Source organism: Desulfobacter sp. (assembly GCF_050177295.1).
Genome location: NZ_JBFXHE010000016.1, coordinates 15,837 through 27,464, shown reverse-complemented (window position 1 = coordinate 27,464; position 11,628 = coordinate 15,837). Strand labels below are relative to the sequence as shown.

General features: G+C 49.0%; 11 protein-coding genes and 1 tRNA gene. 7 read left to right on the top strand and 5 right to left on the bottom strand.

The genetic code is table 11. The features are described 5' to 3' along the window. Positions 1–87: 87 nt before the first annotated feature. Complete coding sequence (locus AB7U36_RS02730; RefSeq protein ID WP_428158276.1) at positions 88–609, top strand: acyloxyacyl hydrolase; 522 nt, start codon at positions 88–90, stop codon at positions 607–609. A 7-nt stretch (positions 610–616) separates the two neighbouring features. Here AB7U36_RS02730 and AB7U36_RS02725 read toward each other — a convergent pair whose 3' ends face one another. The 3 genes from AB7U36_RS02725 to AB7U36_RS02715 all read right to left on the bottom strand — a co-directional run bounded on the left by AB7U36_RS02725 (position 617) and on the right by AB7U36_RS02715 (position 2,655). Next, the gene (locus AB7U36_RS02725; RefSeq protein WP_428158275.1) at positions 617–1,330 is read right to left on the bottom strand and encodes a class I SAM-dependent methyltransferase; all 714 of its coding nucleotides are present in this window, start codon (positions 1,328–1,330) and stop codon (positions 617–619) included. Continuing rightward, complete coding sequence (locus tag AB7U36_RS02720; protein WP_428158274.1) at positions 1,311–2,576, bottom strand: glycosyltransferase family 4 protein; 1,266 nt, start codon at positions 2,574–2,576, stop codon at positions 1,311–1,313. The genes AB7U36_RS02725 and AB7U36_RS02720 overlap by 20 nt, the downstream gene beginning before the upstream one ends. Positions 2,577–2,579: 3 nt before the next feature. Beyond that, a tRNA-Arg gene (locus tag AB7U36_RS02715) sits at positions 2,580–2,655 on the bottom strand. A 372-nt stretch (positions 2,656–3,027) separates the two neighbouring features. Between AB7U36_RS02715 and AB7U36_RS02710 the strand changes: the two genes are divergently transcribed. The 3 genes from AB7U36_RS02710 to AB7U36_RS02700 all read left to right on the top strand — a co-directional run bounded on the left by AB7U36_RS02710 (position 3,028) and on the right by AB7U36_RS02700 (position 4,292). Further along, positions 3,028–3,468 (top strand): YebG family protein, encoded by a 441-nt coding sequence (locus AB7U36_RS02710; RefSeq protein WP_428158273.1) that lies wholly within the window; start codon positions 3,028–3,030, stop codon positions 3,466–3,468. A gap of 81 nt (positions 3,469–3,549) precedes the next feature. Further along, positions 3,550–4,029, top strand: coding sequence for an efflux RND transporter permease subunit (locus tag AB7U36_RS02705; RefSeq protein WP_428158272.1), 480 nt, complete (start codon positions 3,550–3,552; stop codon positions 4,027–4,029). After that, positions 4,026–4,292: an efflux RND transporter permease subunit gene (locus AB7U36_RS02700; RefSeq protein WP_428158271.1), complete on the top strand. Its 267-nt coding sequence runs from the start codon at positions 4,026–4,028 to the stop codon at positions 4,290–4,292. Before AB7U36_RS02705 ends, AB7U36_RS02700 begins: the two co-directional genes overlap by 4 nt. A 122-nt stretch (positions 4,293–4,414) precedes the next feature. Here AB7U36_RS02700 and AB7U36_RS02695 read toward each other — a convergent pair whose 3' ends face one another. Further along, positions 4,415–4,822, bottom strand: a complete 408-nt coding sequence (locus tag AB7U36_RS02695; protein ID WP_428158270.1) for a metal-dependent transcriptional regulator — start codon at positions 4,820–4,822, stop codon at positions 4,415–4,417. A gap of 221 nt (positions 4,823–5,043) precedes the next feature. Here AB7U36_RS02695 and lon point away from each other — a divergent pair, with 221 nt between their 5' ends. After that, positions 5,044–7,443 (top strand): endopeptidase La, encoded by a 2,400-nt coding sequence (gene lon / locus AB7U36_RS02690; RefSeq protein ID WP_428158269.1) that lies wholly within the window; start codon positions 5,044–5,046, stop codon positions 7,441–7,443. A 122-nt stretch (positions 7,444–7,565) separates the two neighbouring features. On the opposite strand, the gene AB7U36_RS02685 is transcribed toward lon, so the two are convergent. Further along, positions 7,566–8,537 carry an adenosine kinase gene (locus AB7U36_RS02685; RefSeq protein WP_428158268.1) on the bottom strand — a complete coding sequence of 324 codons (972 nt, stop codon included), beginning with the start codon at positions 8,535–8,537 and terminating at the stop codon, positions 7,566–7,568. A gap of 297 nt (positions 8,538–8,834) precedes the next feature. On the opposite strand from AB7U36_RS02685, the gene metK reads away from it, so the two are divergent. Both metK and ahcY read left to right on the top strand, forming a co-directional pair. Continuing rightward, on the top strand, positions 8,835–10,007 hold the full coding sequence (metK, locus tag AB7U36_RS02680) for a methionine adenosyltransferase (protein WP_428158267.1): 1,173 nt from the start codon (positions 8,835–8,837) through the stop codon (positions 10,005–10,007). Between the two features lie 21 nt (positions 10,008–10,028). Beyond that, entirely contained in the window at positions 10,029–11,471 is a 1,443-nt protein-coding gene (gene ahcY, locus AB7U36_RS02675) for an adenosylhomocysteinase (RefSeq protein WP_428158266.1), read from the top strand. Positions 11,472–11,628 lie beyond the last annotated feature (157 nt).

Genomic DNA, 11,628 nt, shown 5'->3' with positions numbered 1-11,628 from the left:
TTAAACCAACGCTGCCGGTAACGCTTTTTTCCGGTACCAGAACAGGTTTCACAAGAAAGGGCAAATATGAAAAGAGTTCTGTTTTTGTTGATTTGTTTTATTTGCACAAGTACCTGTGCTGCAGCCCAGGATCTCTCCGGCATAGGTGGATGGGGTGTTTCATTGGGATACGGTCAAAGTTCGGACAGTTCGGATTGTATTGATATTTATCGTGCAGGGCTGTTGAAACAGTGGCATGTGACATGGCTTGGTAACAAAACCGGTTATGTCCGGGGATACTTTGAACTGTCATACAACCGCTGGGAGCACGGCAGGGACAATATTAATGCAGTGGCATTCTCTCCGGTCTTCCAATATGTCTTTGATGCCGGAAATGCGACCTGGTATCCATATATAGAGGCAGGGATTGGCGTTGCCTGTCTGGACGATTATGAGATCAATGACAGGAATATGTCCTCAAACTTTCAGTTTGAAGACAGAATCGGGGCTGGTATCAGGATTAAAAATATGGATATCAGTGTACGTTACATGCATTATTCCAACGCCGGCTTAGAAGAGCCCAACGATGGACTTGATATGCTGATCGGTACCCTGGCCTGGTACTTTTAACCGTTTTTCAAAGGGGTTTTTTGAAATACAGCACCAGGCTTTTTCCAAGCACCGGGTTAAGCAGGCGGTCAATAAAGGTGGTCAGTGCCGGTTTTTTCATCAGGTCCCATACCAGAAGCCTGTGAAAGAGATTTACGGCAACTGAATCCGTGCGGGTGGGACCCACAAAACATTTAAGCCACCAATAGGGGCTGTGGATGCTGTGGGCATAGTGACAACTTAGGTAATTCAGGCCTTTGTCCCGGATTTTTTTAATAATTTTTTTTTTGTTGTAGATTCTTACATGGCCCATGTCGGCGTTGCAGTATTCATCCGACAGCTGCCAGCAGAGCCATTCGGGCCAGGCCCGGGGAACGCTGACAGCCAGCATTTTACCCGGTTTGACAATACGGATCAGTTCTGAAACGGCTTTATTGTCATCCGGAATATGTTCCAGAACCTCCGAGCAGATCACCACATCAAAACTGTTGTCCTTAAAGGGAAGCGCCGTGATGTCCATGGCGGACAATGCCCAATTCCTGCAGGACAGGTCATCTAGGGCCTGATGAAATTCAAGTTTGCCTTTGGTGGTGACCAAGTTGTCAAATCCGAAGTCCGCACCAATGCAGACAGCACCGGATTCCCGGCAGGCCCTGATGGTGTGGCGTCCCTCTCCGCACCCGATATCCAGAACCCGGTTGCCGGGAGCAATGCCCAGACGTTTAAAGTCCATGGTAATCATTTATCACCTCGCGGTATACCTGGGCCGTGCGCATGGCGCATTTTTCCCAGGTAAATTCCGTTGTTACCCGTTCATACCCTCGGCAGGCCAGATCTTCACGCTGTTTTTCATCGTCAAGCAGTTCAATGATGGCCTTTTCAAGGGCCTTGGCATCCCCGGGGGGGACAAGTTTTGCTGCATCCCCTGCCACTTCGGGCAAGGCACCGCCGGTGGTGGAAATCACCGGTACCCGGCAGGCCATGGCCTCCCCAACTGGCAGGCCAAACCCTTCGTACATGGAGGGCACCACCGCGATCTGGGCTTTTGCATATTCCCGGACAAACCGCTGGTGATCAACGCGGCCGGTAAAGTTTATATGGCGGCCAAGATCAAGCGTTTTAACCAGATTTTCTATGCCGCCGTCCTTTTTGGGCGCGCCAATAACCGTCAAGAAGACATCCCTGTGCTTTAATGCCCCTTTAAGGGCGTAAAGCAGATGGTACAAGCCTTTTAAGGGCGTATCCGCACTGTTGGTGACAATCAGGCGCCCGGGTTCCTTTTTTACATGATCCAGGGGAAAAAAATTATCCAGATCAATGCCGTTGGGAACGGTTTTTAATCTGGATGCGGGAATTTTAAATTCCCTGGCTATATCGGTTCTGGAACTGTCAGATACCGTTATCATGGAAGGTATTCTCCGGGCAACACGTTTTTGCATGCCAATAAAGGAGTACCAGCGCAGGGCTTTAAGCTTTTTATAGAAGGATCTGGTTGCGTTGACTGCCAGACGACGGTCCACGGTCATGGGATGGTGGATGGTGGCGGTTACGGGCAGGTCCCGGGAAAGGGACAAAACACCGTAGGAAAGGCTTTGGTTATCATGGATAATGTCATAGTTTTTTGTCCGGCCCTTCATGTGGCGCTTCACCCGCATGCCAAAGGTCATGGGTTCGGGATATCCCATGGCGCAGATGTCAAGCCATTCAATGAGGTTGACAGGGTCCTTTAACTCTTCAACCCGTGGTGTTCTGAACAGATCCTGTGGGTTGTACAAATCCAGGGTGTCGAGCATGGTCAGATTGACTTTGGGATTGACCAGAAGGGGGTCCGGGGGGCCGGCAATGACTTCAACCTGGTGGCCAAGATCGGACAACGCATGGCTTAAATGACGGATATAAACACCCTGGCCCCCGCAATGGGGATTGGACCGGTAGGAAACCAGTCCGATGCGCAGGCCTGTTGTATGGGATAGTTGCATGGGTATCATTGATGGTACGCCCGGCTGGAATCGAACCAGCGATCTTCAGCTTCGGAGGCTGACGTGCTATCCACTGCACTACGGGCGCGCAAACTTTTTGGCACTCGTTAGAGTCCAAAATTATTTTTTTTGACGGATCGGCACAATTTTTGATCTCTTTTTATCTGGATGATCTGGAAAGGCCATGCATTTTTTCAATGATATTTGCAGCATTGCTTTCATTTACCAGCCCTTTCAAATACTGGTCCGCCCTGGTTGCATTCTTATGCCTCAATTGCCGCTGAATGTCAATAAGGGATAATTTTTTTGATGTCGCCATTATTGCGGACCCTGTCAATTTAATTGGAGATTGCCCCGGGAAAAAGTAAAATAGCTTTACCCGGCTCTGTTTTTTCTATATGAATGAAGCTTAAATGAACCGCTTTCCTTTGTTAAAGAATTTTATTCTCAAGGAGAAAAAATGGCTGTAATTGTCCAATATATTGTTGTCAGGGATGGAGATGAAAAGATGACATTTGCGACAAAAAAAGAAGCAGATACCTATGACAAGATGCTTGATATTGCCGACAATTTGTTTGATTTTCTTGAAAACTCCGATATCGATCTTGATGAAACCCGCAAAGAGGAAATTTCCCTTTTGTTCGCTGAAAAACGCGAGGAGGTGATGCCCATTTTAAGAGGTGTCTCCCCCAAAGCCCCTGGCGACCGGAAAAAGAGGGCCTCTTCTCCGGAAACTTCCAAAAGCCGGGGCAAAGCGCCTGCAAACCAGGCTGGGTCCAAACAGGACGATACATCTGAAAACGCCACAGATCCTGAAGCCAAGCCTGTTTCCCAATCTGCGGCCAAAGCCACTTCCCGCACAAAGGCTGCATCTTCAAAAAAGAGTGTCCAGGCAGAATAATTCCTTCTGCTTGAACAGGAATCATCGAATTTAAAGGCAGATATTGAAGAGCAGCTTAAAAGCATTGAAAATATCAAAACCATGTATTCCACGTCGGTTGAAGGCCATGCCGTGGTGACGCTGGAACTTGACGCCGGCACAGACATCACGGACAAGCTTAACGAGGTCCGGACAGAGGTTGATCTGATCGACTCTTTCCCCACCCAGGCCGAAGATCCTGTGGTGGTTGAGATCAAAAACAATGAGCCGGCCATGGACATGGTCCAGAACCGCATTGATCTTTTGCTGAAAAACGGAATCCAGGGCATTGTCCTGGTGTTTGTGGTGATGGCCCTGTTCCTGGATATAGGCCTTGCCTTCTGGGTGGCCTCGGGTATTCCCGTCACCTTTATGGGGGCGTTTCTTTTTCTGGAATACATTGGCGCGTCGGTGAATATGCTCTCTTTGTTCGGGTTTATCATGACCCTATACTTTTTTCCCCAAAAAGTGATTCCAACTGGATGCTTTCAGAGATTGTATACCCCTTGGGCACCCCTTTTGACACCACCCAGAAAACCATGATTATCTTTCTGCTTTTAGCAAGCCAGTTTCGCTCCTACATCCATCCAGACCTGTCCGGCATTGTGGTCATCGACTCTTTAATTCTCATTGATTTTATCAATGTTGAAGTGGCCGGGGGAACCGACGTGTTTGCTGCCGTGGTCCAGTCCGGTGAAACCCGGTTCAGCCCTGTGATTTTGACCTCTGTCACTACGGTGGCAGGCCTTGCCCCGCTTTTAACGGAGACGAGTTCCAGGCCAGGTTTCTCATTCCCATGGCCGTGAGTCTCAGCTTTGGCCTGGTTGCAGCCACGGTGCTGACTTTGATTTTTGTACCGGCCCTGTATGTGCTGATCCGTGAATGGACCCTGTTTTTAGTCGGCGGGCAGGATGTAAAAATGAATAATTTAAAGGCCTTCCCGGTGGGGGCAATCGTCCATGGTTTGAATAAAGGCCTGGAATTTTTTAAAGGTGGATGCGTCCATGGCATGTTCCATGCGGCACGCGGTGTCGTCAGCCTTTTGTTCCTCCACGCCAATAAAGCGGATCAGAAAATCCCTTAACATAATATGGCGTTTTTCTATCTCTTTGGCTATTTTTTCACCTTTGGCAGTCAGGGTTACATAGCCGTAGGGCTCGTAATTGATCAGTTCCTGGGCAGCCAGTTTTTTGAGCATCCCGGTGACGGAGCCGCGCTTGATGTCCAGCCGTTCGGCAATATCCTTTGACCGGGCAACCGTATTGGTGGCCTGAAGTTCAAGTATGGTTTCAAGGTAGTCTTCCAGGCTTTCGGACAGATCAAGTGATTTTGTCATTCATTTTCCTCCGGTTTGGAATTTAGCATATCTTATAATGGAGCGTCTTGATAAGTTTATCAATATATTTTTTGAAAGTTTTAAAAAAAATTAGGTATTATATTACATTTTGCAAGTTCAGTCTAAAGTGTTGTCAGACCGTAAAATCTGATTATAGTATTAGAACGTGTTGTTGCAACCTTTCCCAGTAAACAATAATTTTTAATGATAGAGGTAACCCTATGAGCGATGATCCCAGACCCATAACGCCTGAGATTGTAACAGAAGAGGAAGAGGAAAAGGAAAACAAAGGCGGGCTGGTTACCCAGGGCACCAGGCCTAAAATTTTGTATCTTGTTCCCATTACCGGACGTCCCCACCTGCCGGCACAGGTTCAGCCTTTGATTGTCAGCAAGCAGCTCTGGGAAGAAACCCTGGCCAAGTCAGCCAGGGAGAACCAGGGTCTTTTAGGTATTTCTTATTTCAGCGAAGTCAAGGGAAAGTACGTATATAAAGAGGATTTTCCCAAGATCGGATGTATTGTGCGCATGCTCAATATCCAGGAAGTGCAGGGTAATCTGCAGTTCATTGCCCAAGGCCTGGAACGGTTTAAAATTAAAAAGTTTCTGTCTGACAAGCCGCCCTTTGTGGCGGAAGTGGAATATTTTCCCGAATCCAAGGATGATGAGGATAAGGTCAAAGCCTATGCCATTTCCATTATTTCAAGTATCAAACAGCTTTTGTCCCTGAATCCTTTGTATTCCGAAGAACTCAAACAGTACCTGAACCGTTTTTCACCAGACCAGCCTTCGCCTCTGACTGATTTTGCGGCAGGCATTACCACGGCTTCCGGGGATGATCTGCAGGATATTCTTGAAACCGAATCCATTCTGGACCGGATGAAAAAGGTGATGATGCTTCTGCAAAAGGAGATTGAGATCGCCAAGCTGCAGACAAAAATCCAGAAAGACATCAACATCCAGGTGGATGACAACAAACGCAAGTTTTTTCTCAAAGAGCAGCTTAAAGCCATCCAGAAAGAGCTTGGCATTCAAAAGGACGACAAAACCTCTGATGTGGATAGGTTCAAGGAACGGTTTGCAAAACTTCATCCGCCGGAACATGTGGTCAAGCGCTTTGACGAGGAAATTGAAAAGCTGTCCGTACTTGAGACCGGGTCTTCGGAATACGGGGTGACCCGTAATTATCTGGATTGGGTCACCTCTTTTCCCTGGGGTGTGTATTCCAAAGACAAGATCGATATAGTGCGGGCCGAAAAGGTCCTTGACCGGGATCATGCCGGGCTCTCCGATGTTAAGGAGCGGATCATCGAATTCTTTGCCGCCGGCGTGTATAAAAAGGATATTTCAGGGTCCATCATTTTGTTTGTGGGACCGCCCGGTGTGGGAAAAACCTCCATTGGCAAGTCCATTGCCGAAGCTTTGGGCCGAAAGTTTTATCGGTTTTCCTTAGGAGGAATGCGTGACGAGGCCGAGATCAAGGGGCACCGGCGCACCTATGTGGGGGCTTTGCCCGGCAAACTGGTCCAGGCTTTGAAAGACACGGCCGTGGCCAACCCTGTGATCATGCTTGATGAGGTTGACAAGATAGGCGCATCCTACCAGGGGGATCCAGCTTCGGCATTGCTGGAAGTGCTGGATCCCGAGCAGAATGCAGAATTCTTGGATCATTACCTGGATCTTCGCATTGATCTGTCCAAGGTGCTGTTCATCTGCACGGCCAATACCCTGGACACCATCCCGGGTCCCTTGCTGGACCGTATGGACCGTATTAATTTAAGCGGGTATATCACCTCCGAGAAGATGGAGATCGCAAGAAGGCATCTGTGGCCCAAGCTTTTGAAACGAAATAAGCTCAATGCCGCCACCATCACCATCACCGATCCCACCATCCGGCATCTCATTGAAGGCTATGCCCGGGAAGCCGGGGTCCGTAACCTTGAAAAGCTTTTGAACAAGATCATCCGCAAAAGCATTGTCAGGATTTTAAAGGAGAAACAAGAGAAAATTCAGATCAACATCAAGTCCCTGGAAGAACTGCTGGGACCGCCCATATTCACCCCTGAAAAGCAGATGACAGGGACGGGCATTGTGACAGGCCTGGCCTGGACCGCCATGGGTGGTGCCACATTGTCCATTGAGGCGGTGAAGGTGCATGGAAAAAGTTCCGGCTTCCAACTGACCGGAAAGCTTGGGGATGTGATGCAGGAATCCGCCTCCATTGCGCTTTCCCATGTGCGATCCTCATTAAAAAGCTACGGCATCAGTGATGACTATTTTGATGACGCCTTTATTCATATCCATGTGCCCGAAGGGGCCACGCCCAAGGACGGCCCCAGTGCAGGCATCACCATTGCCACAGCCATTGTGTCCCTGGCGTCTGGCCGGCAGATCAAAAGACTTTTAGCCATGACCGGCGAGATTACACTGACCGGTGATGTTCTGCCCGTGGGCGGCATTAAGGAAAAAATCATTGCGGCCCGGCGGGTGGGCATCAAAGAGATCATCCTGCCCCAGGGGTGTATCAGTGATTTTAAAAACCTGCCCGAATATATTAAGGAGGGCATTGAGTTTCATTTTGTGAAAAAATACAAAGAGGTATATAACATCGTCTTTGAGTAAACCGTGTTTCCATGGCCCTGACTTAAAAGAGTGCTGTCCCGGAATCCTTTAGCAGATTCGGGGCCGCACTCTTAATTCTTTACTCTAATTCTTTTCTGTGGGGGGATGAAAGAAACAGTCGTTTATACCGTTGCCCTGATTTTTTCCCACACCAGGCCCGGGATATGGGCACCCATGACCTGGCACACCTCGTATCCGCACATTGATCCTAACTGGCCGCTTTTTTCAATGGAAAGGCCGTTGGCCATGCCGTATAAAAAGCCGGCTGCCCACAGATCTCCTGCACCTGTGGTGTCCACCGGCGCATTTCCTTTTACCGGCGCAATGCGGGTAACGGTATTGTCATGCCGGATATAGCTGCCCCGGCTTCCCACTTTTAAAACGGCATATGCAACATTGGCAGACAGCTTTTCAAGGGCGGCAATCTCATCTGATTCCCCGGTATAGGCCTTTGCCTCATCCTCGTTGGCAATGAGGATATCCACATATTCCTTGATCAGGTCTGTCAGAATATCTTTGGATGCATTGACTACCTCAAAGCTTGCCAGATCCAGGGCCACCAAAGCACCGGCCGCTTTGGCCGCTTTGACCGCGGCAATCATCAGGTCGCGATTGAACAGCAGATAGCCTTCCACAAGGGCAATGGCTGTGTCTGAAAACATCTCACGAGTAACGATGGCAGGATCCAGCAGGCTTGACGCACCAAGATCCGTGAACATGGAACGCTGGGCATCCGGTGTGACAATGGACAACACCTTGCCTGTGGGGGTATCAAAGTAACTGAGCACAGGTTCCACCCGGCAATCCCGGACCTTGTTTTCAAAAACATCCCCGTATTCATCTTTTCCCCGGGCCCCGATGAATCTGGCTGCACCGCCAAGGCGGCCCACACCCAGGATGGTGTTGCAAGCCGCCCCTCCGGGTACAATCGCCGGTGTCCGGGATGAGGCTGATATGATGGCCTGCTGTTCATCTGCCGTTACATAAGTCATTCCGCCTTTTTCCTTGTTAAATTTTTGTAAAAATTCATCGGTTTCGTTGATGAGAACGTCCACCAAAGCAGAACCGATTCCGGTGATGGTATTGTAAGGCATAATATATCTCCAGTTTTTCTATAGTTGTTTTGAAAATGGTGGTTATCATCAAAAAGTCCGGCTCTATTGTCAAGGTATTTTATGATGAATATGCAAATATAAAGATATCTTGATATATTCTTATAGATCATTGACAAAGATGATGATAAGTGCCATTAATATAAAACTTTTTAATTTTCTCGCATTGGTTTGATGAATCTGAAATTTAAAATTTTCTGCAGTACTGGAGCCGGAAAATTTTATATACCAAAGCGCATGAAAAAATAAATCACCCCACATCAAGCGTAAGGAGATATCATGTCAGAAAACAAATCTTTTCTGTTTACATCAGAGTCAGTGACCGAAGGCCATCCTGACAAAGTGGCAGATGCCATCTCAGACAGCATTCTCGATGCCATTATGGCCGAAGACAAAAAATGCCGGGTCGCCTGCGAGACACTTGTGACAACAGGTCTTGCCATGGTGGCCGGTGAAATTACAACCGACTGCTATGTGGATATTCCCGCAGTGGTCAGGGCCACCATCAAGGACATTGGTTATAACTCCTCCAACATGGGTTTTGACTGGCAGACATGTTCTGTGATCACCAGTATTGGCCAGCAGAGCCCCGACATTGCCCAGGGCGTAAATGAGGGCGACGGGCTTTACAAGGAACAGGGTGCCGGCGACCAGGGCCTGATGTTCGGTTTTGCCACCAATGAAACCGAAGAGCTGATGCCCATGCCCATTATCTATGCCCATAAACTGACCAAACGGTTGACCCAGGTCCGGAAGAACGGAGCCCTTGACTTTTTGCGCCCTGACGGAAAATCACAAGTCAGCATTGAATATGTGGACGGCGTGCCCAAACGGGTTGATACGGTGGTTGTCTCCACCCAGCACTCACCGGATGTCTCCTATGAGGATCTTAAGGCTGCCGTAATCAAGGACGTGATTAAAAAGGTGATCCCCGGAGAGATGATGGACGGTGACACCCGGTTTTTCATCAACCCCACCGGCCGTTTTGTTGTGGGCGGACCCATGGGTGACTGTGGTGTGACAGGACGCAAAATCATTGTGGACACGTACGGCGGCCAGGGCAGCCACGGCGGCGGCTGTTTTTCCGGAAAAGATCCTTCCAAGGTTGACCGCTCCGCCTCTTATATGGGCCGCTATGTGGCCAAAAACATGGTGGCAGCAGGGCTTGCCGACAAATGCGAAGTGCAGATCGCCTATGCCATCGGCGTGGCCGAACCGGTATCCATGATGGTGGATTTCATGGGAACAGGTAAAATTTCCGAATCAAAAGCCAGTGAAATTATCAAAGAGGTGTTTGATCTGCGGCCGGCCGGCATCATCAAAGAGCTTGATCTGCTTCGCCCCATTTACAGAAAAACATCTGCCTACGGACACTTTGGACGCAAAGACCCTGATTTTTACTGGGAAAGAACCACTAAAGCCGACCAGATCAGATCCCTTGCAGGGTTATAATTTAAAGGAAAAGGAGTTTTTATGAGTCAGAAGGAAGATAACGAATGTATAAATTTGGACCTGTCTTTACCTTACAAGGTCAAGGATATTGGTCTGGCCGAAGACGGGCATAAGGATATGCAGCTGTCTGAAAAAGAGATGCCCGGGCTTATGGCCATCCGGGAAAAATATGGTTCCGAGAAACCGCTCAAGGGCCTGAAAATTACCGGCAGCCTGCATATGACCATTCAAACGGCCATGCTTATTGATACGTTGTATGAACTGGGTGCGGACCTGCGCTGGGCCTCCTGCAACATTTTTTCCACCCAGGACCATGCTGCTGCCGCCATTGCCGATAAGGGCACGGCTGCCGTATTTGCATGGAAGGGCGAAACCCTTGAAGAATTTTGGTGGTGTACGGAACAGGCGCTGACCTGGCCGGACGGGTCCGGTCCGGACCTGATCGTGGACGACGGCGGCGATGCCACCCTGTTTGTTCACCAGGGGGTTAAGGCCGAAGCGGATCCGTCTATCTTTGATAACAAAGTCAACAGCCTGGACGAGCGTTGCCTCATGGACCGGCTCCAGGCAAGTTATAATCAGGATAAGCAGCGCTGGACAAATATTGCCAAAAAGATTCGCGGCGTCTCCGAGGAGACCACAACCGGTGTTCACCGGTTGTACCACCTTGCCTCTGCCGGTGAACTGCTGTTTCCGGCCATCAATGTCAATGATTCAGTGACCAAATCCAAATTTGACAACCTTTACGGCTGCCGGGAATCACTGGCCGACGGTATTAAACGGGCCACAGACGTGATGCTTGCCGGAAAAACAGTGGTCGTGGCCGGCTACGGTGATGTGGGCAAAGGGTGTGCTGCTTCCATGAAAGGGTACGGCGCCATAGTACTGGTCACAGAGATTGATCCCATCTGCGCACTCCAAGCCGCCATGGAGGGCTACGAGGTGGTCACCATGGACCAGGCCGTAACCCGGGGCGATATTTTTGTTACCGCCACAGGCAATTATCATGTCATCACCGGTGCCCATATTGCACAAATGAAAGATGAATCCATTATCTGCAACATCGGGCACTTTGACAGTGAGATTGAGATGAGTTTTCTGGACAACCATCCCGACGCCCAAAAGATAACGATCAAGCCCCAGGTTGACAAGTGGATACTGCCTTCGGGCCGTTCGGTCATTGTCCTGGCCGAAGGGCGTCTGGTCAACCTTGGCTGTGCCACAGGGCATCCCAGTTTTGTCATGAGCAACAGCTTTTCCAACCAGACCCTGGCCCAGATCAAACTGGCCCAGGAGGACCTGGAGAAAAAAGTATATACCCTGCCCAAGGAACTGGATGAGGAAGTGGCAAGACTGCATCTGAAAAATCTGTCCGTTTCCCTGACAGAACTGACCCAGGAACAGGCAGATTATATTGGTGTACCTGTTAAGGGTCCGTTCAAACCGGATTATTACCGGTATTAAACCTGCCCGGAGATCATGTAAAAAAAAGGCGGCCTTTGCAAACGGGCCGCCTTTTTGCTTTCTGAATACGGACTATTGAACCTGACGTTCATAAAAATGAATTGCTATATTTTATCAAATTATCAATATGTTATTTTGTCAGTGTCAATGGTGTGAC